The following is a 22,261-nucleotide window of genomic DNA, read 5'->3' on the forward strand; positions in this document are numbered from 1 at the left end:
ATGGCATTGGAAATCATTGGAAAAATAAACTCAAAGCTTGGTATCCAGAATGGTGTTAGTGCTCGGGGAAACTGGAGTAAGCAGGAGTTTATTATTGAAACCCAGGAGCAATATCCCAGAAAAGTGTGTATGAATGTATGGGGAGCCGATAAAGTTGAAGAGCTTGCTCGATACAACATCGGAGATATTGTTAAAGCCTCTGTTAATATAGAGTCCCGAGAGTTTAACAATCGCTGGTACACAGATGTAAGAGCATGGAAATTAGAGCGCATGGAGCCTCAGCAACCGCAGCAAGATGGCTTTTCGGGAGTTGCTGGTGTTGCCGATTTCCCTGCTGATGCAGGAGAAGATGATCTTCCGTTCTAAGGAGAGACGCATATAAAAAAAGACCAGCTATTTTCTAGCTGGTCTTTTTTTATATTATTTCAAGGTCTTTATACCTTCTCCACCAGGTAATCTGCCTCTTGGCATACCTTCTCGTATTTCTTTTTATTAAGTCTACAGCATCTTCTAAAGATATATGGCCATCTATATAGTCGAATAACTCAGAATATCCTACCGTTCTGAGTGCAGGTAAACCTTTAAATTTATACAGAGACTTAACCTCATCAAGCAAACCGGACTGCATCATTAAATCAACTCTTTGATCAATTCTGCTGTACAACTCCTCTCTCGATCTTGAAATTAACCTCTTCTCAATTAAAAATGGTCTCTCTCGTTCCATTCCTGTTTTAAATGAGGAGAATTTTCTTCCCGTCTGAATGGTAACCTCCAAAGCTCTCATAACACGCCTGGAATTTTCAATTTCAATAGAATCATAACTCTCTCTGTCAAGCAATCTTAAATCTGCTCGCAGTGACTCTATACCCTCATTTTGAAGTCTTGTTGTTAAATCCCTTCTTAACTCCTCATCTGCAGGAGGAAAATCATCAAGTCCATGGCATAATGCATGAGCATATAAACCGGAACCACCTGCAGCGACAACTGTATCATGTTTTTCAAATAATCTCTCGAGTAAAGAGATAGCCTCAATTTCATATTTGCCGGCTGTATAAGGAGTATGTATTGAGTGTGAAAAAATAAAATAGTGTTGAACCTGGGCAAGCTGCTCATCAGACGGCGGAGCAGTTCCAATTTTCATCTCCTTGTATATCTGCCTTGAATCACAAGAAACAACAGGAGAACCAACCTCTTTAGCCAAAGATATTGAATAGTCAGTTTTTCCGGAGGCAGTTGGACCAAGAATTAAAATTAGTTTTTTAGGCATACTCCCCCTAATATTACTCTTCACCCTCAGGCAACTCTTCCGGATCAAAATTATCGCCTCCCTCTATGTGAGGAGTGATAGGCTCAAAGTCATCATATTCATCAGAGAATTGATCAGGATTGCGACCTCTCTCTGCAACAAGTCTGGGATAAGATCTTCTTGAAAGAGGCTCTTCTTTGCCAATTAGCTCCAATTTCATGCCCTTGCCTTTAAACGGGTTGTATACATAGATCAGAAACTCTGCACCCCTTGCAAAAGCCATCTCAACAGATACCTTATCCATTGTTCCGTCACCCATATCAAAAAGGCCAAACTCACAAATCTGCTTATTTGTTTTTGCAAGGCCTCTGAAAAGAACCATTTGATCTGGTGCAAATCCAAGGTCGTTCTGTAAAAACAGATGAAATGAGTATAGTGAAGATTCTCCCTTTACCTCATACTCTCTCATAAATATCTTATTACCATCTATTGTGGCTTTTAATCTGTGTATCATTAATCCAAAACTTTTTGTAAAGATAGATAATTATTTTTGAGCCACGGAGAGCAGAAATTCAACCGTATCACTTCCGTCTGCATAATCAGCAGGGCCAGGCACCTGAGACTCTCCCGGCCGCAAAAAATCATGGCCCTCTAAACTCTCAACAATCTGAATCTTATCTTTATTTAACTCAATAAAATTTTCAATCTGAGAATAAGCTTTATAGTATTCTAACGAAATTACACTAAGAGGTGGAGGGAATGTGCAATTTGTGGAAATAAGGAAGAAACCGCCATCAGTAAACTCTTCACCTGACATTGAAAGCGTTGCTTTATGGTATCTGTAGAGAGATGAGTAGTCGTGATTATTTGTCAAACCAGCATACCTTTGCGATGACTTAAGAAACATTGACAAGTCATACCCCTGGGGCACAAATAGTTTTGTAACACTCCTGCAACCCATACCGTAATACAGAAAGATATCATCACACAAAGAGTCAATATCATTAAGAGTTTCATATCCACTAATAATTCCAATGGATGACCTTGTTCCTCTCAGAAGAGAGGGAATACCTGTAAAGCTCTCTCCAATAATCTTCATAGTGTTATCAGAACCCGATGCCAAAAGAGCATCTATTTCTAAAGACAAACTCTCTTTAAAGTGAATCTTCTCTTTCCAAAACGGATTAATCTCAATCAGAATCTTTACCAAGTAGGGGATAATATATTTGTCCTTTTTAGATAGCTTAACATCACATTTGAATCCTGCTGCCAATCCGGCAAGAAGGTCGTGAAAACCAACTGCAGGAATATTTCCCGCCATAATAATACCTGCTAATAAATCTTTCTCTGGCTTATGATGGTCATACTTCTGCAACCAGCCCCTCAGAAGTTTCTCCTGCAACATCTTATTTGAAATAGAGTTGAGAGCAAACCGCTGCATTTCAGGAGTAAAAAAGGGATTATCTCTATAAGCCGATTCAATTACAGAATTTAAAGAGGATAAAACCTGACTATTTCTTAGCTCATTACTCACTCTAATGCCGAGCTGACTCATATCTCTTATAAAAACTTCCCTGTACATTTTGCAAAATTAGCAAAAAGAGGCTAATTTTACGAAACGGTTCCTGACACTAAATGGACGACATAAACTCCTCAGATTCATACAAAACAATTTCACGGCCATCCACAGGCATCTACAAAGAGCTTGGAAGTAAATTCATTTCGTTTGCATACCCGGTATCAAATGAAGAGGAGGTAAAAGAGATAATAAGCACTCTTAAAAAAGATTACCACGATGCCAGGCATCACTGCTACGCGTACAGGATTGGTCCTGAGGGAGAGTCCTGGAGGGCCAATGACGATGGAGAACCCTCTTCTTCAGCAGGCAGACCAATTTTAGGACAGCTTCTCTCTTATCAGTTAAGCGATATACTAGTAGTAGTAGTTCGATATTTTGGAGGAACAAAACTCGGCATACCAGGACTTATCAAAGCATATAAAAATGCCACCTCTGATGCGATTGAAAAAGGAGAAATCGTTGGCAAGACAGCAATGAGAAGCCTCTCTTTAACATACGACTACATCAGAATGAATGACATCATGAAACTAATCAGAGATTTCTCTGCCCATATCGAGGAGCAGCAGTTTGATAACTTGTGTAAAATCCGGATATTGGTAAAGAGGGGAGAAATTGAAAGGTTCTGTTCAGAAATTGAACCATATGTATCCACAATTGAAAAGTAAAACAATAAACTAAATATGTCAAAACATCTTATCTCCATCCACGACTTCTCTAAAGAGGAGATTATTAATGTATTGTCTCTTGCGGCCAAATTTGAAGAGAGTCAAACAGAATCCTTTTTAAAAGGCAAGGTTGTTGCAAGTCTGTTTTTTGAGCCATCAACAAGAACAAGGCTTAGCTTTGAAACAGCTGCCAACAGACTGGGTGCCAGGGTTATCGGTTTTTCTGATGCCGGCAACACCAGTGTTACCAAAGGGGAGACCCTTAAAGACACTATTAAAATGGTGTCAAATTATGCAGACCTTATTATAATAAGACATCCGCTTGAGGGGAGTGCCCGATATGCTTCAGAGGTCTCCTCGGTACCTGTAATAAACGCCGGAGATGGCGCTAATCAGCACCCAACTCAGACTCTGCTTGACCTATATTCAATTCTCAAAACACAGGGGACTCTGCAAAACCTGAGAATTAACATGGTGGGGGATCTTAAATATGGCAGAACAGTACATTCACTTCTCCAGGCGATGAGCCATTTTAATCCATATTTCAGATTTACTGCTCCTGAAGAGTTAAAAATGCCGGAAGAGTATAAGGAACAACTTCGTCTAAGCGGGATTAAATTTGAGGAGAGCGAAAATCTGGAAGAGGGGATTGCTGATATGGACATCGTATATATGACCAGAGTCCAGAGGGAGCGCTTTACGGACGCTATAGAGTATGAACGGGTTAAGAATGTTTATAGCTTAAGAAGGTCTATGCTTGAGAATACCAGATCTAACATGAAGATTCTTCATCCTCTTCCAAGAATTAACGAGATCCATCAGGATGTTGACAGCAGTGAACATGCTTACTATTTTGATCAGGCTGGAAATGGAGTATACACCAGAATGGCAATTATAACAACTCTACTGGGAATAAAAATACAATAATAAATCAACTATGGCACCTATGGAAAAACATCTGAAGGTAAGTGCAATTAAAGATGGTACAGTACTGGATCATATTCCGGCAGATCAACTGTTCAAAGTAATTGACATCCTTGGCTTAAGCAAGATTCCAAATCAAATTACATTTGGCACCAATTTAGACAGCAAACTTCTTGGCAAAAAAGCAATTATAAAAATAACCGACACCTATTTTGTAGACACTGACATAAATAGGATTGCTCTTATTGCTCCACAAGCAAAGATTAACATTATTCACAACTTTGAGGTTGTAGAAAAAAGAGTTTTATCTGTTCCAACTGAAATCCGGGGCATTGCTAAATGTATGAACCCTGCCTGTATAACAAATCATCAGGATATTGAGACCTCCTTTACAACACTCTCTGCATCTCCAAATCTAAAATTACTTTGCAAATACTGCGAAAAGATAACTGACGGCAAAAACTTAAGGATTATTAGCAATAATTAATCTACACCTAACAGATACTCCATTTTTGGCCAATTATTATTTGGGATTCGTATTTTTTGAGTTACCTTTGAAGCAAGAATACCATAATTATTAAAAATATTTTACATCATGAAAGTTGCTCATAATTTCAACGCAGGGCCGTGTGTTCTGCCAAGGCCGGCAGTTCAGGCCGCCATTGACGCTTTAAACGATTTCAAAGGAACCGGAATGTCAGTAATAGAGGTATCTCACAGATCAAAAGAGTGGGAAGCCGTTATGGAGGAGTGTCGCACACTATGGAAAGAACTTCTTGAAATTCCTGATGGCTATCAGGTTCTTTTCCTCGGAGGTGGTGCAAGTTTGCAATTCTTATATGTAGCTATGAACTTGCTCGAAAACAAGGCCGGATATCTTGAGACAGGAGTATGGGCAAAGAAAGCACTTGCAGAAGCAAAGGCTCTGGGAAATGCTGTTGCTATAGCCTCTTCAAAAGATAAAAACTTCAGTTATATTCCTAAAGGATACGAAATTCCTGCAGATCTTGATTATTTCCATATCACAACAAACAACACTATCTACGGTACAGAAATTAAGAAGGATATGGATTGTCCAGTAAATCTTGTTGCCGATATGTCCTCAGACATCATGAGCCGTCCTGTGGATGTGAGCAAATACGCACTGATTTATGGTGGTGCACAGAAGAATGTAGGCCCTGCCGGAGTAACATTTGTAATTGTTAAAGAGGAGATTCTTGGAAAAGTAAGCAGATATCTTCCTACTATGCTGGATTACAGAACTCATATTAAAGAGTCATCTATGTTCAATACCCCTCCTGTATTCTCAATATTCGTCATGAATGAGACCTTGAAATGGGTTAAGGCAAACGGCGGACTTAAAGCAATGCAGAAACACAACGAGGAGAAAGCAGCATTACTCTACAACGAAATTGACCGTAATAAAATGTTTGTAGGTACAGCTGCTGTGGAAGACCGCTCCCTGATGAATATCTGCTTTGTGATGTCAGATGAGTACAAAGATAAGGAAGAGACATTTATGGCATTTGCCAAGGAGAGAGGAATGGTAGGTATTAAAGGACACCGCTCTGTAGGAGGGTTCCGTGCATCTACCTATAATGCCTGTCCTGTTGAAAGCATTAAGGCATTGGTTGATTGCATGCAGGAATTTGAAAAGCTTAATGCTTAATTGTTTAATCAAAAACAAAAAAGATGAAAGTACTTATAGCAACCGATAAACCATTCGCCAAAGCTGCAGTGGACGGTATAAGAAGAATCGTTGAAGGTGCTGGTCACACACTGGCCCTTCTTGAAAAATACACAACACCTCAGGAACTTATTGCTGCTGCAGCAGATGCAGATGCAATGATTGTCCGTTCAGACAAGGTTACATCTGAAGTGGTTGAGGCATCCAAAAATCTCAAAATCGTAGTGAGAGCGGGAGCAGGATACGATAATCTGGATCTTGCTGCATGTTCAGCAAAAGGGATTATCGCGATGAACACCCCTGGGCAAAACTCCAATGCAGTTGCTGAACTTGCAATAGGAATGATGATTTACATTTCCCGTAACTCGTTTAATCCCGGAACCGGAAGCGAACTAAAAGGTAAAACAATAGGTATACATGCATATGGTAATGTAGGAAGACTTGTTGCCGGATTGGCAAAAGGTTTTGGAATGAATGTCATTGCATTTGATCCATTTGTAGATCCTGATAAAATTATGGCAGAGGGTGTAACTCCTGTTGCAACCATTGATGAGCTGTATGAAAAGTCAAATTTCCTATCTCTGCATATACCGGCAACATCAGAGACTAAAAAATCTGTTGGTCTGACTTTAATGTCAAAAATGCCTAAAGGCGCTTGCCTTGTAAATACTGCCCGCAAAGAGGTAATTAATGAGGAGGAGCTTGCAGCCGTTCTGGAACAAAGACCGGATCTTAAATATGTCACAGACATTGCTGCTGATAATCAAGCTCTACTTAATGAGAAGTTTCCAGGAAGAGTTTTTGCAACACCTAAAAAGATGGGAGCAGAAACAGCTGAGGCTAATATTAATGCAGGACTTGCCGCAGCAAATCAAATAGTGAAGTTCTTTGCCACCGGGGACAGAACATTCCAGGTTAACAAATAATAACATAATATTTAATTAAATAGATGGTAAAAGTTAAACCTTTTGCAGCAGTAAGACCTCCTAAAGAGTTGGTCAGAGAGGTTGCAGCCCGTCCGTATGATGTACTGAATTCGGTTGAAGCAAAAGCAGAGGCCGGAGAAAAATCGTTATTAAGAATTACAAAGCCGGAAATTGATTTTGATACAATTATTGATGAACACTCTCAGGAGGCTTATGACAAAGCTGTTGAAAATTTCAAACTTTGGCAGGAGAGAGGATGGCTTGTACAGGACAGAAAAGAGATGTACTATGTATATGCTCAGACTATGGAAGGGAGAACTCAGTATGGGCTTGTAGTAGGTGCCAATGTTGAGGACTATCTTACCGGGAAAATAAAGAAACATGAGTTAACCAGAAAGGATAAAGAGGAGGACAGGATGATCCATGTTCGCATTCAGGATGCAAACATAGAGCCTGTGTTCTTTGCTTATCCGGATAATAAAGAGATAAACTCAATAGTTGACAGTGTTGTAAAAAGCAAACCGGCTGAGTATGATTTTGTAGCTGAAGATGGTTTTGGACATCACTTCTGGACTATTGAAGATGAAAAAACAAACATCAGGATAACTGAAATCTTTGCATCAATTCCTGCTTTTTATGTTGCTGACGGACACCACAGAACAGCAGCAGCAGCGCTTGTTGGCGAGGAGAAAAGAAAAAACAATCCAAATCATACCGGTGATGAAGAGTATAACTTCTTCATGGCCGTGGTCTTCCCTGAGAGTCATCTTAAAATTATTGACTACAACAGAGTTGTCAAAGATCTCAACGGAATGTCATCAGATGAGTTCTTAAAGAGACTTGAAGAGGATTTTATTGTTAAAGAGATGGGGTCTGCCATTTACTCTCCGGCCTCACTTCATAATTTCTCTATGTATCTGAATAATAAGTGGTATTCACTTACAGCAAAACAGGGAACTTATAACGATAATGATCCAATTGGAATCCTTGATGTTACTGTTCTGTCCAATCTTGTTTTTGACAAACTTTTAGACATTAAAGATTTAAGAACATCTAAAAGAATAGACTTTGTTGGGGGCATAAGAGGGCTTGCCGAATTAAGTAAAAGGGTTGATTCAGGTGAAATGGCTGCAGCATTTGCTCTTTATCCGGTATCAATGAAACAGCTTATTGATATAGCCGATACAGGTAATATTATGCCACCAAAGACTACCTGGTTTGAACCTAAACTCAGGAGCGGACTTGCAATCCATAAACTGAGCAGATAATTTCAGCTACTTTAATAAAAACGGCCGGAGACCCCGGCCGTTTTTATTATGCTAAATGATATGACTGATTCTTCATCTCTGAGGCTACATAAAGCGGATATATTTTATGATTAATCGGATAGTCCCAACAGCCCATAGCGTGATACAGAGAACCACCAAATCCGCTTTTAAATCTATACAGCCCATACATCGGATGGGTTGTATCATTGCCCGGGGAGACTCCAAACATATCATACTGAGTACACCCCTTCTCTTTTGCCAGGGTCATTGCTCTCCACTGAATAGAGTAAGGAGCCATAAGATGTCTGTGCAGAGAGGAGGATGCTCCGTAAAGATAAGTGGCCCTGTGACCGGTTACAACAAGAAACATAGCGGCCAACGGCACAGATTCATATTCTGCAATAAGAAGAGAGACATCTGCAGGCGACAGAGAATCTCCAGCCTTTTCTGTTAATGCCACTTTGAAATAGTCTTCTGAATGGAGGTAAAAATTATTTCTTTTTGCTGTCTCTTTGTAAAGATTATACCATACTGAAATACTCTCAAGTCCCGCAACCCTTACATTTACACCTTTTCTTGCAGAAAGAGCTATATTGTACCTTGTTTTTGGTTTCATTCTCCCTAATATTTCCGATGCATCAATGTCAAGATTAACCAGTACTGTGTTGGATGGAAGAATATTTGTAGGCGATTTTCTAAAATTGCCAGAAGCTGTGGAATAGTTAAATCTAACCTCCTGTGCTCCCGGGGATGGTGGGCCCAGCCATATACCTTGCTCAGTTTTATACTCCGGATCATCAGCCCATAAAGATTCCCAGACAAGATCATACCTAATCATTATACACCCCGGCGGGAGGTACTCTTTAAGATGCACAGAGAGCTCCTCCAGCAGAGCCCCCTGCTCCTCTTTTTCGGGTTCACTCTCCGGTCCATAGGGAACATAAGCAACGGAGTAATCTTTATCAACATTTTTAATAAAAACGACCAAATCTCTTAAAACAATTCCCTCCTCCTTGTACAAAACAAAATTAAATGCCATTGACTCCATTCCAAAATGGCTCTTAACCTTAGACCAATATGCTGTTTGCTGTATAATTGGGGTTCTAAACAGCTCTTCTATTGTTTTACCCGTGACCTCTTTAACCATAATGGCACAAAGGTAGGCCATATTATTATGCAAATCAATTCATAAAAAGTTGGAAATATAAAAATTAGGATTACCTTTGTCGCCGATGGAGCCTTTAGTTCTTTTGACAGATATTCAAAACATCTCACTTTAATCGTAGGAAATTTCGTTAAGTAGACTTTTGTATAATGTATTACACAGGTGACTCCATCAATTAATTATTATTTTATTTTTTAGTTTATTTAATGAACATTTTCATTTCAAACCTGAGCTGGGCTATCAAAGATGGCGACCTCAGAGAATTGTTTGCCGAGTATGGCGAAATCACATCTGCAAAAGTAATCATGGACAGAGAAACCGGTAAGTCAAGAGGCTTTGGTTTCGTAGAGATGCCTAACGAAGAGGAGGGCAAAAAAGCTATCGAAGAGCTTGACAAAGCTGAATACGATGGTAAAGTTATCACCGTTAATGTGGCTAAACCTCGCGAAGAGAGGACTGGTGGCAGCAGAGGCGGATTCGGTGGCGGAAACCGCGGTGGCGGATTCGGTGGCGGAAGTCGTGGCGGCAATGGCGGTGGAAACCGTGGCGGCAGCGGCGGATATGACAGAGGAAGCAGAAGAAGCTACTAATTAGCACTTCCAAAATAACAAGAGAGGCCGACTAAAAAGCAATTTTTAGTTGGTCTCTTTTTTTTTTATTAAAATTGTGTAACTAAACAATTGATAACATGAACAGATATCACTGGATGTTGACAATTTTTTTTATTGTACTTATTTGGTCTGGAATAAATCCGCATGACAGGTTAACCTGGTTCTTAGAGGTTATTCCGGGAGTAATGGCGCTGGCTCTGTTTGGGCTTACTTACAAAACTCTAAGATTCTCTGATTTTACATATACCGTCATTTTGCTCCATTGTTTGATTCTTTTTGTTGGGGGGCATTATACATACGCTAGGGTTCCTCTTTTTTATGATATTTCTGAATGGCTGGGAATTGGAAGGAATAGTTATGACAAAGTGGGGCATCTATTCCAGGGATTTACACCCGTTCTTGTGGCAAGAGAGTTTCTCATCAGAAAAAAGATAATAGGCAAAAATATTTGGAATTCAATTACTGCTTTATCTTTTGCTATGGCATTCAGCGCTATCTATGAGTTAATTGAGTGGTTTGTCGCTTTGGCGGCAAACAACGAAGCAGAAGATTTCCTAGGGACACAGGGATATGTATGGGATACTCAGGCAGATATGTTCTGGGCTTTAATTGGAGGTTCCTCTATGCTTCTTTTATTCAGAAAATTCCATGACAGACTAATTACAAAATCAGAAAAAACTTCACAAAAAGAGGGACAAGAAGAGAAGTAAAGAGGCCCATAAGTGCTATAGCCAAGCCTCCGGCAGCACCCTCCAAAGCCCCCATCTCCAAAGCCTTGGCCGTTCCTATTCCGTGAGATGCAGATCCAAGTGCAATCCCTTTTGCTAAAGGAGAGTCAATTCCTGATATTTTCAGAAACCAGGGTCCGGTTACTGCACCAAAAATTCCTGCTATGATAACAATTACAGATGTCAGATAAATATCCCCTCCGTGCTGAGCTGACAGAACAATAGCAATTGGATTTGTAACTGATTTTGGAAGAAGTGTAATTATTGAGGCCGTATCAGAGCCTGCCAGCAAAGAGGGCACAACAACTGACACTAATGCAGCTAAGCTTCCCAGCAGAGTAGCTGAAAATATGGCTAATCCCCTCTCTTTGATATAATCGAAGTGTTTGTGGAGAAGATATCCAAAAGCAACAACTGAAATATTAAGCAGATACTTGAGTACCATTGTATTCTCTTCATATAGCTCCATCCCGGCTCCGCAAAGGGAACATATAATAATAACAACGGCTGTTGCAACAATCACTGTATGAAAGATCATCCATTTTGTCCTTCTGTAGACCACCCTTCCAATCAGGTATGAGATTAAAGTGATTAAGATGAACCCAAGTTCCAAGAATACTTTAGTCTTCATCGCCTGTCAATTTTCTGTGCAACCTTGCCTGCTACCCAAAGAACAATCCATGTACTGATTGTTGCCGCAATAAAAATTGATACTGCATCTTTCTGTACTGCAGAAAAAGGAATTAGAGCAACTCCGGCCGTAACTGGTATAAAAAAGAGCATAAGATTATCCAGAAAAAAAGTTGCCGGCTCACGAATCCACTCCTCTTTGATCAATTTTAATCTGAGAAAAATAAAGAGAACTATCATTCCTGCCACAGGGGGAGATATATAACCGGAAGCTATCCTACTTAAAGCCATCCCAAAATAATAGGAGAGAGCAAGTGAGGCACACCCGGCAAGAAACAGTATACTCTTTCTGTATTTATGCATCCCTAAAAATTCTTCATCCACTCAAAAGTTGCGTAATGTTCTCCTGTCATACCGACAGCCTCGTATACCTTCTGAGCTCTCAGGTTCCTTTTATCAACATATAATCTAATGCCCATAACATCGTGCATCTCTTTTACCAATTCCTTTACATATGAGTACAATGCGCCAAAGACTCCCTCGCCTCTCATCTCTGGTACTACATATACAGATTGAATCCACCAAACCCATCCCGCTCTCCAGTCACTCCATTCAGTTGTTATCATTAACATCCCAACCGGTTTGTCATTACTCTTTGCAATAAAGTATCTTGCTTTGCCGGAATCATTAAGTGCAGATCCAATCCCATTCTCAAGGATCCTTTTATCAAGCTTTAACCCCTCAGTTTCAAAGGCCATATTAAGCTGAAAATCTACCATATGTGGTAAATCATCAACTGATGCAGGTGTAATAATTAATTTTTCAGCCATATCTATTTAATTTTTGGTCTGGGGCCATCGATTTTAACTAACTCTCTGAGAACATCATATGCTAAAGAGACATCCTCTGCTACTCCGCTCCAGTCCCAGTCAGGATTAAAATTATCAGCCGGTCTGTGATATACATTTGCTATAAAATCATCCCAGCTTGATTTTGCCCACTCTTTACCATGCTCTCTGCTATCGTAACACCCGTAAGCCCATATTGATGGAACTCCCCTTTTATAGAATGGGAAATGGTCGCTTCTGAAGAAAAGCCCTGTATGAGAGTTGGGATCAGGCAAAAGGTAACGGTCCTGTTTTGAGGCCATAACTTCGTAAAGAGAATCAAGAGTAGAATAACCGTATCCTATCATTGTAACATCTCTCATCCTTCCTCTAGGCACCATCATATCATTATTAAGACAGGCTATTGTATTCTCCATTGAAACAACGGGATTCTGAGCATAGTATTCACTTCCAATCAACCCCTGTTCCTCTGCAGTTGGGAATAGAATAATGACAGACCTCTCCGGCTCCACACCGCTTATATTTAACATTCGGCCTATCTCAATAGCCCACGCCATAGTTGTTCCGTTATCAACAGCTCCATTATAAATAGAATCACCGTTCTGAGGCTCGCCAATACCAAAATGATCCCAGTGTGCTGTTATAATAACTGCCTCTTCTGGTTTTATCTTGCCTCTGAGTATCCCGGCTACATTTGTAGAGCTGTTTCTAACAATTATATTTGAAATCTCTGCTGAAAAGGCAGCATTCAGTTCAAATGGTTTAAATCCTCTCTTTGCAGAAGCTAATCTTAGTGAATCTATATCATAACCCAACTCGTTAAAAATAATCTCTGCGCTCTCTGCACTAAGCCATCCGTTTACAAGACACCTTTTTGATGCACCATTATCATCAATAAAAAATCTTGGAGTGATGGAACTTCCTCTCGGAACATTAAAATCGTAACCGGCTCCTTCTGTTTCGTGGATTATCAGAACAGCTTCCGCACCTTTTCTTGCTGCCTCCTCAAATTTATATGTCCACCTGCCAAAATATGTCATCTCTCTACCTTTAAAAAGTGATGAGTCATCAGAATAGAGTCCCGGATCATTAATCATAACAACAAGTGTTTTTCCTTTCAGATCAAGACCTTCATAATCATTCCAGCTCCACTCATCTGAGTCAATACCAAAGCCGGCAAAAACAAGCTTGGATGAATTAATTAAAACTCTCTCCAATGTTTGTGGTGAGTTTATGGCAATCTGATCAGGGGCTTTCAGTTGAATTGTCTTCTCATTAACTTTAAACAGAACATCCCCTTTAACAGATGATGTTATCATTACCATTGGAACATTTTGAAAATATGAGTCCCCAAATGCCGGCTCAAAACCAATTTGTCCAAGTTCCTTTGCCAGATAATTGACAGATAGCTCCTCTCCTTTTGTAAATGGCATTCTTCCCTCATATTGATCTGAGGAGAGCTCCTTAGTGACTCTCTTCATCTCTTCAGTGTCAACTAAGGAGATTGAATCTGAAGCCTCTCTGCATCCAGCAAAAAATATCAAGAGAGTTAAGAGTATGTATAAATTTTTCATAGTTAAAATTATTAGAAAATGATAAGTAGCTCAACGGAAATCTTGTCAGAATCCATCTCATCATATAGATTCAATTCCGGAAGAATTCTGTTAACAATATATTTTTCAAAATCAATTCTCAACAAAGAGGAGAATGGTTTTGTGTCAAATCCGAATGATACACCCGCGGTAATTCTGCTTGCGTCCATAAGATTATCATTATCAGTTCTGCCCATCATGTCCCATCTTAAAGCAGGGGTAATATCCTTAAAAATTCGTGTGCCTTTTAGAGGAAAAGAGTAAGCACCCTGTACAGAAGTTGAGTTTAGGGTCTGACTATCAAAATAGTTCTTTCTGCTCAAAAACTCAGCCTCAAGTTTATATCTGCCTCCTCCGTATCTAAAATCCCCTCCCCAAACAAAAAGATCTCTCTCAATGCCAGGATATCTGTAAACCTTTACAGATCCTCTTAACCCCTCCATTTTACCAACTGTAGCGCTTAGCCCCCAGGAAAGCTTCTCTGTCCAAACTGGATTATTGATTTTTGATGCGTTAAATATACCCGCCTCTAAATCCAAAGGTACTCCTGAAACATAGGTTACATAGTGACCAACCAATCCAATGTCCCTGGTTCCGGGCACAAAATATTTAACATGAAAAGATCTGTTTGCAAAGAGCATCTGTGATGGGGTAGTCTGATAGGAATTATAAAGAGGAATTGATGTTTGACCTAATGTAAAAGTAAGATTTTTAAGAGGCTCTATAGTTGCTGAAAGATCCAGCACCTCAAATTTACCCTGGTTGCTCAGCTCTACCTGAACTCTGTAGCTAATACTTTTAAATGGATTCCCCGATATCCCCATTCTTGAATTTCTTACAGAGAATCTGGCTCTTGATGTCTCTGTTGCAAATTCAAATTTTGTCTTTAAACTTCCGTCAAACTTTATTATCCTCAGGGTCTCTTTAATTTGTCCATTTAAAGTACTGGAAAGGAGATACAGGATCAGAAATGTATATAATTTTAAAATTCTCATATTCTAATTTTAGAAGACAAAAATACCATTTTTAATCTGTCAATTTGCTAACTTTGGACTTTAATGACTTTTAAAATTTCAGTAACCTCAAAAAATTTTATTAATGAATAACCAGAAAAAAAGTTACGCATTGCCTATTGCAATGATGTTTGCCCTCTTCTTTATGATAGCCTTCGTTACAGGGCTACAAAACCCAATGGGCGTCATAGTTAAAAATCAGTTTGGAGCGACTAATTTTCTTTCACAGTTAGGGAATTTTGCAATTTTCATTGCATATGCATTTATGGGTATCCCTGCAGGAATGATGCTTCAGAAGATTGGGTATAAAAAAACAGCACTCACCGCACTTATTGTTGGTTTCCTTGGAGTTGGGACCACCTTTTTCTCCGGACAGGTTGAGAATTTTGCTGTTTATATTCTGGGAGCGTTCATTACAGGATTTGCTATGACAATGTTTAATGTAGTGGTAAATCCACTGCTTAACGGTCTGGGTGCAAATGAGAGGCAGGGTAACCAGCTTCTGCAATTTGGAGGATCAATTAACTCAATAGGTGCTACAATCGTACCTGTTCTGGTTGGATATCTAATGGGAACCGATGAAAGTATGCGAACCATTGCCAAGGCCAATCCTGCCCTTTTCCTTGCTATGGGAATTTTTGTACTTGCTTTTTTCGTTTTATATTTTGTTGATATTCCGGAACCTTTTATATCCAAAGAGAAAAAAGAGAAGGTTAAAGATCCTCACAGCGCACTCTCATTCCGCCATTTTGTACTTGGAATGATAGCTATATTTATTTATGTTGGTGTAGAAGTTGGTATTCCCAATATTGCCAATCTATTTCTTACATCTGGTTTAGAATCAGGGGGGATGGGTCTCGACCCTTCCGTTGCAGGTACAGTCGTGGGTACTTATTGGTTTCTAATGCTTTTAGGAAGACTTACCGGTGGAATATTAGGATCAAAATTCTCAAGCAGAACAATGCTTACCACTGTATCATCCATTGCAATAATACTAGTGCTGTTTGCCATCTTTATGCCTACTGATGTTATAGTTAAAATGCCGGTTTTTAAATCTGACATATCATTCGGTTTAGCAGAGGTACCTGTAGGAATAATGTTTTTGATCTTTGTTGGTCTTTGTACTTCTGTTATGTGGGGTAGCATCTTTAATCTTGCAACATCAGGACTTGGCAAGTATACAGCAGCTGCCTCAGGTCTTTTTATGACTATGGTTTGTGGTGGTGGCATTTTACCGGCAGTTCAGGGATGGATTGCAGATATGGCAGGTTTTATGAACAGTTATTTCTTGGTTCTTGCAGGGGTTCTCTATATTTTCTTCTATGCAATTGCCGGACATAAAAATGTGAATAAGGATATTAAAACAGCATAATTATAAAACGAATATGGAAAAACCTTATGTAGCAGGAATTGATATTGGTGGTCAAACCAGTAAATTAGGGATAGTTGACGCAAGGGGTACAGTACTCGCACAAACATCGATAAGAACAGATACTCACAAAGATGTGAATCTTTTTATTGAAGATTTGTGCCATGCATTGGAGAAGCTGGCTGAAAAAACGGGTGGACTTTCAAAAGTGAGAGGAATTGGAATTGGTGCTCCCAATGGTAATTATTATACAGGGACCATTGAAAATGCAGTCAATTTGGTATGGGGAGGAGGAGTAGCTATTCCATTTGCGAAACTTATGCGAGATAAACTTGAAATCCCTGTTGCTTTGACGAATGATGCAAATGCTGCAGCTGTTGGAGAGATGACTTACGGAGCAGCCAGAGGAATGAAAAATTTCATAATGATTACCCTTGGTACAGGAGTGGGTAGCGGCATAGTCATAAATGGAGATGTTGTATACGGACATGATGGATTTGCAGGAGAATTAGGTCACACAACTGCAGTAAGATACAATGGCAGACTTTGTAATTGCGGAAGGACCGGATGTCTTGAAACATACGCATCCGCAATAGGTGTTGCAAGAACAGCCAAAGAGTGGCTTGAATCAAGCGATGAACCAAGCATTCTCAGAGGTATATCAGATAACATCACAAGTAAAGATGTTTACGAAGCTGCCTCACAGGGAGACAAAATGGCTATCAGGATATTTGAATTTACCGGAAAAAAACTGGGCGAGTCTTTTGCCGAATTTGTTGCCTTCTCCGCTCCACAGGCAATAATTCTGTTTGGTGGCCTTTCCAGGGCAGGTGATATGATACTAAAGCCTATTGTTGAACACATGAACGCAAACCTGCTTCATCTATGGAAAAATAAAATCGATGTTTTATTTTCACAGTTGAAAGAGTCAGACGCAGCTATTCTGGGCGCAAGCGCACTTGGCTGGGAAATCAAATAAATTGTTCATCCATATTAAATTTCTTCTCCTCAGTTGCTTCTTGCAGCTGAGGATTTTTTTCTCCTCGCTCACTTCGTTCGCTTTGGCGAATATAAGGGACAAAAAAAAAGAGTCTGATGATAATTAAATCATCAGACTCTTGTAAAAGATGGCGGCTACCTACTCTCCCACTTGGTATAGCAGTACCATCGGCGCAAGCGGGCTTAACTTCTCTGTTCGGAATGGGAAGAGGTGGAACCCCGCCGCTATAGCCACCTTAATAAGGTTGCGCTCTTCAGCGTATATAATTAAGAGAGAGATTTAGTCAATAAAGACTCTGTCCTGTCATATGCAATACCAAAGTATCGCACGCGCATTTATAAGAAGCCTATCGGGTTATTAGTACTGCTCGGCTTTGACATTACTGCCTTTACACCTGCAGCCTATCGACGTGGTAGTCTTCCACGACCCTCAAGGGAAGTCTCATCTTGGGGCTAGCTTCGCGCTTAGATGCTTTCAGCGCTTATCTAAACCGCACATAGCTACCCGGCGGTGCAGCTGGCGCCACAACCGGTAAACTAGCGGTGCGTCCAACCCGGTCCTCTCGTACTAAGGTCAGACCCCCTCAAACTTCCTACGCCCACAACAGATAGGGACCGAACTGTCTCACGACGTTCTGAACCCAGCTCGCGTGCCACTTTAATCGGCGAACAGCCGAACCCTTGGGACCTGCTCCAGCCCCAGGATGTGACGAGCCGACATCGAGGTGCCAAACCGCTCCGTCGATTTGAGCTCTTGGGAGCGATCAGCCTGTTATCCCCGGAGTACCTTTTATCCTTTGAGCGATGGCCCACCCATGCGGAACCACCGGATCACTTTGCCCTACTTTCGTACCTGTTCGACTTGTCGGTCTCACAGTCAAGCGCACTTTTGCCAATATACTCTATGCACGGTTACCATTCGTGCGGAGTGCACCTTGGGAAGCCTCCGTTACTCTTTTGGAGGCGACCACCCCAGTCAAACTACCCACCAAGCGGTGTCTTTCTCGCGAAGTTAGATTCCAAGTAACAAAAGGGTGGTATTTCAACAGTGACTCCACGAATACTAGCGTACCCGCTTCGCAGTCTCCCACCTATCCTACACATTTGTTACCCAAAATCAGCGCTAAGTTGCAGTAAAGGTTCACGGGGTCTTTCCGTCCCGTTGCGGGTAAGCGGCATCTTCACCGCTACTACAATTTCACCGAGCTCATGGCTGAGACAGTATCCAGATCGTTACACCATTCGTGCAGGTCGGAACTTACCCGACAAGGAATTTCGCTACCTTAGGACCGTTATAGTTACGGCCGCCGTTTACTGGGGCTTCGATTCAATGCTTCGCTTGCGCTAACATCCCCTCTTAACCTTCCAGCACCGGGCAGGTGTCAGGCCTTATTCTTCATCTTTCGATTTAGCAAAGCCCTGTGTTTTTGTTAAACAGTCGCCTGGATCATTTCTCTGCGCCCTATCGCTAGGGTCCCCTTCTCCCGAAGTTACGGGGTTAATTTGCCGAGTTCCTTAGCCATGATTCACTCGAGCACCTTAGGATTCTCTCCTCACCCACCTGTGTCGGTTTACGGTACGGGCTGTATATCAATTAACGATTGGAAGATTTTCTTGGAAGTCTGTTTACCACAACTATCACTTCATCCGAAGACTCAGTGTACTGTAAACCATCAGCAAAAACCAGCTCTTAACCAGTTCCTATACCTACGGCCTTTAACCAACTATTCCGTCAGTTGGCGTGTGTGTCACTACTCCGTCTCTCCCGCTCTCAATATACAGGTAATGGAATATTAACCATTTGTCCATCGAATTCTCCTTTCGGATACTCCTTAGGACCCGACTAACCCTGATCCGATTAACGTTGATCAGGAAACCTTGGGTTTTCGGTGTGCAGGTTTCTCGCCTGCATTATCGTTACTTATGCCTACATCTTCTTTTCCATACGCTCCAGCAAACCTCACAGTTCACCTTCGTCGCTGAATGGAATGCTCCCCTACCACTCTATTCCTAAAGTCCATAGCTTCGGCAGTGTGTTTGATGCCCGATTATTATCCACGCACGGTCGCTCGACTAGTGAGCTGTTACGCACTCTTTAAATGAATAGCTGCTTCCAAGCTAACATCCTAGCTGTCGCTGCAACCACACATCGTTCTTTCAACTTAACACACGTTTGGGGGCCTTAGCTGTTGGTCAGGGCTTTTTCCCTCTCGCCACCGGACATTAGCACCCGATGACTCACTCCCAAGAAACACTTAACGGCATTCGGAGTTTGTCTGGAATTGATAGGCGATGAAGCCCTCGCATCCAATCAGTAGCTCTACCTCCGTTAAGCTATTACTTGAGGCTGTCCCAAAAGACATTTCGGGGAGTACGAGCTATCTCCCAGTTTGATTAGCCTTTCACCCCTACCCTCAACTCATCCAAATCCTTTTCAACGGAAACTGGTTCGGTCCTCCACAGCCTGTTACGGCTCCTTCAACCTGGTCAAGGGTAGATCACAAGGTTTCGCGTCTGTTCCCACTAACTAGTCGCCCTTTTAAGACTCGCTTTCGCTTCGGCTCCGTACCTGAAGTACTTAACCTCGCTAGTGAGAAACAACTCGTAGGCTCATTATGCAAAAGGCACGCCGTCATCCCTTACGGGACTCCGACCGCTTGTAAGCGAACGGTTTCAGGTTCTATTTCACCCCCCTGTTCGGGGTACTTTTCACCTTTCCTTCACAGTACTGGTACACTATCGGTCTTCTATTGGTATTTAGCCTTACGGGATGGTCCCCGTAGATTCAGACAGGATTCCTCGTGTCCCGCCCTACTCAGGATACCGCTATCAGTACAGATAAATACGTGTAAGGGGCTGTCACCCTCTACGGCCCATATTCCCATATGGTTCCACTTCGTATCTATACCAAATGTCGCGGTCCTACAACCCCGGTTTTGCCTCAACAAAACCGGTTTAGGCTATTCCCCTTTCGCTCGCCACTACTCAGAGAATCGATTTTTCTTTCTTTTCCTGCAGGTACTAAGATGTTTCAGTTCCCTGCGTTGGCACGCATCTCTGCGTGACTGGCCTTCAGCCAGCCGGGTTGCCCCATTCGGATATCCGCGGATCAAATCTAGTTTGCAAATCCCCGCAGCTTTTCGCAGCTTACCACGTCCTTCTTCGCCCATAGAAGCCAAGGCATCCTCCGTTCGCCCTTAAGTAACTTCTTAAAACGCTCGAAATTGTAGTCCCTTAATCCTAAAATTAACAGACTAAATTTATATTTAATTCTTTTCTTTACCTCTATTATCTCTCTCAAAATGTCAATGAACTTTAACAACTTCCGTTGCTGAACTGTTAAGGGACTTGAACCCTTAGACTATCCATCCCGCCGTAGCAAAATCATAGTAAACAGCCTATATAATAATGGAAGACAAAATAGAGCAGAGAAAATCAACGTAACAGTTATGCTCCAAAAAGGAGGTGTTCCAGCCACACCTTCCGGTACGGCTACCTTGTTACGACTTAGCCCCAGTTACCAGTTTTGCCCTAGGTCGCTCCTTGCGGTAACGAACTTCAGGCACCCCCAGCTTCCATGGCTTGACGGGCGGTGTGTACAAGGCCCGGGAACGTATTCACCGCGCCATGGCTGATGCGCGATTACTAGCGAATCCAACTTCACGGAGTCGAGTTGCAGACTCCGATCCGAACTGAGACAGGCTTTCGAGATTCGCACCCCATCGCTGGGTAGCTGCCCTCTGTACCTGCCATTGTAACACGTGTGTCGCCCCGGACGTAAGGGCCGTGCTGATTTGACGTCATCCCCCCCTTCCTCGCACCTTACGGTGGCAGTCTCGCTAGAGTTCCCAGCATTACCTGATGGCAACTAACGACAAGGGTTGCGCTCGTTATGGCACTTAAGCCGACACCTCACGGCACGAGCTGACGACAACCATGCAGCACCTCGATACATGTCCCGAAGGACTAAACCATCTCTGATCTATTCATGCACCGTTCGAGCCCGGGTAAGGTTCCTCGCGTATCATCGAATTAAACCACATGTTCCTCCGCTTGTGCGGGCCCCCGTCAATTCCTTTGAGTTTCAACCTTGCGGTCGTACTCCCCAGGTGGATAACTTATCGCTTTCGCTTGGCCACCGACTGTGTATCGCCGACAGCGAGTTATCATCGTTTACAGTGTGGACTACCAGGGTATCTAATCCTGTTTGATCCCCACACTTTCGTGCATCAGCGTCAATATTAGCTTTGTGAGCTGCCTTCGCAATCGATATTCTGTGTGATATCTATGCATTTCACCGCTACACCACACATTCCACCCACAGCAACTAAATTCAAGCTCGACAGTATCAACGGCACCCTTCCAGTTAAGCTGAAATATTTCACCGCTGACTTATCAAACCGCCTACGCACCCTTTAAACCCAATAAATCCGGATAACGCTTGCACCCTCCGTATTACCGCGGCTGCTGGCACGGAGTTAGCCGGTGCTTATTCGTATGGTACTCTCATCAATCTACACGTAGATCTTATTGCTCCCATACAAAAGCAGTTTACAACCCATAGGGCCGTCTTCCTGCACGCGGCATGGCTGGATCAGATTTCCATCCATTGTCCAATATTCCTCACTGCTGCCTCCCGTAGGAGTCTGGACCGTGTCTCAGTTCCAGTGTGGGGGACCTTCCTCTCAGAACCCCTAGACATCGTAGCCATGGTAAGCCGTTACCTTACCATCTAGCTAATGTCACGCGAGCCAATCCGTATCCACCAAAGCTTTAAAATCTTTGAGATGCCCCAAAAATTTACTATGGGGTATTAGACCACGTTTCCATGGATTATCCCCCTGATACGGGCATGTTGCTCACGCGTTACGCACCCTTGCGCCGGTCGCCACCAAGTATTGCTACCCGTGCTGCCCCTCGACTTGCATGTGTTAAGCCTGCCGCTAGCGTTCATCCTGAGCCAGGATCAAACTCTTCATTGTAAAAATTTTTTAAATGTTAAGCTTTCCCT

The 22,261-nt window shown here is 41.9% G+C and carries 20 protein-coding genes and 3 rRNA genes; 11 read left to right on the plus strand and 12 right to left on the minus strand.

Annotation, left to right across the window (positions count from 1 at the left end):
- Positions 1-366 (plus strand): DUF3127 domain-containing protein, encoded by a 366-nt coding sequence (locus U5907_04795; protein WRQ33967.1) that lies wholly within the window; start codon positions 1-3, stop codon positions 364-366.
- A 49-nt stretch (positions 367-415) separates the two neighbouring features.
- Here U5907_04795 and miaA read toward each other — a convergent pair whose 3' ends face one another.
- The 3 genes from miaA to U5907_04810 are packed head-to-tail and all read right to left on the minus strand — an operon-like array spanning position 416 to position 2,828.
- Positions 416-1,267, minus strand: a complete 852-nt coding sequence (gene miaA / locus U5907_04800; GenBank protein WRQ33968.1) for a tRNA (adenosine(37)-N6)-dimethylallyltransferase MiaA — start codon at positions 1,265-1,267, stop codon at positions 416-418.
- A gap of 13 nt (positions 1,268-1,280) precedes the next feature.
- The gene (locus U5907_04805) at positions 1,281-1,760 is read right to left on the minus strand and encodes a hypothetical protein (protein WRQ33969.1); all 480 of its coding nucleotides are present in this window, start codon (positions 1,758-1,760) and stop codon (positions 1,281-1,283) included.
- Between the two features lie 30 nt (positions 1,761-1,790).
- Complete coding sequence (locus tag U5907_04810; protein WRQ33970.1) at positions 1,791-2,828, minus strand: acyl-CoA reductase; 1,038 nt, start codon at positions 2,826-2,828, stop codon at positions 1,791-1,793.
- Positions 2,829-2,881: 53 nt separating this feature from the next.
- Between U5907_04810 and U5907_04815 the strand changes: the two genes are divergently transcribed.
- The 6 genes from U5907_04815 (at position 2,882) to U5907_04840 (ending at position 8,295) form a co-directional block, all read left to right on the plus strand.
- A complete protein-coding gene (locus U5907_04815; protein WRQ33971.1) occupies positions 2,882-3,490 on the plus strand; it encodes a YigZ family protein in 609 nt (202 codons plus the stop codon).
- A gap of 15 nt (positions 3,491-3,505) precedes the next feature.
- Complete coding sequence (pyrB, locus tag U5907_04820) at positions 3,506-4,417, plus strand: aspartate carbamoyltransferase (GenBank protein ID WRQ33972.1); 912 nt, start codon at positions 3,506-3,508, stop codon at positions 4,415-4,417.
- 19 nt (positions 4,418-4,436) lie between these two features.
- On the plus strand, positions 4,437-4,901 hold the full coding sequence (pyrI, locus tag U5907_04825) for an aspartate carbamoyltransferase regulatory subunit (protein ID WRQ33973.1): 465 nt from the start codon (positions 4,437-4,439) through the stop codon (positions 4,899-4,901).
- 108 nt (positions 4,902-5,009) lie between these two features.
- Positions 5,010-6,083 (plus strand): 3-phosphoserine/phosphohydroxythreonine transaminase, encoded by a 1,074-nt coding sequence (gene serC / locus U5907_04830; GenBank protein ID WRQ33974.1) that lies wholly within the window; start codon positions 5,010-5,012, stop codon positions 6,081-6,083.
- A 23-nt stretch (positions 6,084-6,106) separates the two neighbouring features.
- Positions 6,107-7,027, plus strand: coding sequence for an NAD(P)-dependent oxidoreductase (locus U5907_04835; protein ID WRQ33975.1), 921 nt, complete (start codon positions 6,107-6,109; stop codon positions 7,025-7,027).
- Positions 7,028-7,050: 23 nt separating this feature from the next.
- Positions 7,051-8,295, plus strand: a complete 1,245-nt coding sequence (locus U5907_04840) for a DUF1015 family protein (GenBank protein ID WRQ33976.1) — start codon at positions 7,051-7,053, stop codon at positions 8,293-8,295.
- Positions 8,296-8,341: 46 nt separating this feature from the next.
- Here the strand turns inward: U5907_04840 and U5907_04845 are convergent, their stop codons facing one another.
- Positions 8,342-9,463, minus strand: a complete 1,122-nt coding sequence (locus U5907_04845; protein ID WRQ33977.1) for a peptidoglycan bridge formation glycyltransferase FemA/FemB family protein — start codon at positions 9,461-9,463, stop codon at positions 8,342-8,344.
- Positions 9,464-9,666: 203 nt separating this feature from the next.
- Between U5907_04845 and U5907_04850 the strand changes: the two genes are divergently transcribed.
- Complete coding sequence (locus tag U5907_04850) at positions 9,667-10,050, plus strand: RNA-binding protein (GenBank protein WRQ33978.1); 384 nt, start codon at positions 9,667-9,669, stop codon at positions 10,048-10,050.
- A 98-nt stretch (positions 10,051-10,148) separates the two neighbouring features.
- On the plus strand, positions 10,149-10,781 hold the full coding sequence (locus tag U5907_04855; GenBank protein ID WRQ33979.1) for a DUF2238 domain-containing protein: 633 nt from the start codon (positions 10,149-10,151) through the stop codon (positions 10,779-10,781).
- Here the strand turns inward: U5907_04855 and U5907_04860 are convergent.
- Genes U5907_04860 through U5907_04880 form a run of 5 tightly spaced genes read right to left on the minus strand, consistent with a single transcriptional unit; the run spans position 10,732 to position 14,864 of the window.
- Positions 10,732-11,430: an LrgB family protein gene (locus U5907_04860; GenBank protein WRQ33980.1), complete on the minus strand. Its 699-nt coding sequence runs from the start codon at positions 11,428-11,430 to the stop codon at positions 10,732-10,734. The two genes, U5907_04855 and U5907_04860, sit on opposite strands and share 50 nt — an antisense overlap.
- Positions 11,427-11,792: a CidA/LrgA family protein gene (locus U5907_04865; protein WRQ33981.1), complete on the minus strand. Its 366-nt coding sequence runs from the start codon at positions 11,790-11,792 to the stop codon at positions 11,427-11,429. The genes U5907_04860 and U5907_04865 overlap by 4 nt, the downstream gene beginning before the upstream one ends.
- 2 nt (positions 11,793-11,794) lie before the next feature.
- On the minus strand, positions 11,795-12,259 hold the full coding sequence (locus tag U5907_04870; GenBank protein ID WRQ33982.1) for a GNAT family N-acetyltransferase: 465 nt from the start codon (positions 12,257-12,259) through the stop codon (positions 11,795-11,797).
- 2 nt (positions 12,260-12,261) lie between these two features.
- Entirely contained in the window at positions 12,262-13,851 is a 1,590-nt protein-coding gene (locus U5907_04875) for a M28 family peptidase (protein ID WRQ33983.1), read from the minus strand.
- 11 nt (positions 13,852-13,862) lie between these two features.
- Complete coding sequence (locus U5907_04880; GenBank protein ID WRQ33984.1) at positions 13,863-14,864, minus strand: porin; 1,002 nt, start codon at positions 14,862-14,864, stop codon at positions 13,863-13,865.
- A 103-nt stretch (positions 14,865-14,967) separates the two neighbouring features.
- On the opposite strand from U5907_04880, the gene U5907_04885 reads away from it, so the two are divergent.
- Both U5907_04885 and U5907_04890 read left to right on the plus strand, forming a co-directional pair.
- Complete coding sequence (locus U5907_04885) at positions 14,968-16,254, plus strand: MFS transporter (protein WRQ33985.1); 1,287 nt, start codon at positions 14,968-14,970, stop codon at positions 16,252-16,254.
- 13 nt (positions 16,255-16,267) lie between these two features.
- Positions 16,268-17,230 (plus strand): ROK family protein, encoded by a 963-nt coding sequence (locus U5907_04890; protein WRQ33986.1) that lies wholly within the window; start codon positions 16,268-16,270, stop codon positions 17,228-17,230.
- 146 nt (positions 17,231-17,376) lie between these two features.
- Here the strand turns inward: U5907_04890 and rrf are convergent.
- The 3 genes from rrf to U5907_04905 form a co-directional block, all read right to left on the minus strand.
- A 5S ribosomal RNA gene (gene rrf, locus U5907_04895) occupies positions 17,377-17,489 on the minus strand.
- Between the two features lie 98 nt (positions 17,490-17,587).
- Positions 17,588-20,462 (minus strand): 23S ribosomal RNA (locus U5907_04900).
- Positions 20,463-20,708: 246 nt separating this feature from the next.
- A 16S ribosomal RNA gene (locus U5907_04905) occupies positions 20,709-22,232 on the minus strand.
- Together the 16S, 23S and 5S rRNA genes form the textbook arrangement of a ribosomal RNA operon.
- Between the last annotated feature and the right edge of the window lie 29 nt (positions 22,233-22,261).

The organism is Bacteroidales bacterium MB20-C3-3 (genome assembly GCA_035609245.1).
In the GTDB taxonomy this organism is placed as follows: Bacteria; Bacteroidota; Bacteroidia; order Bacteroidales; family UBA932; genus Bact-08.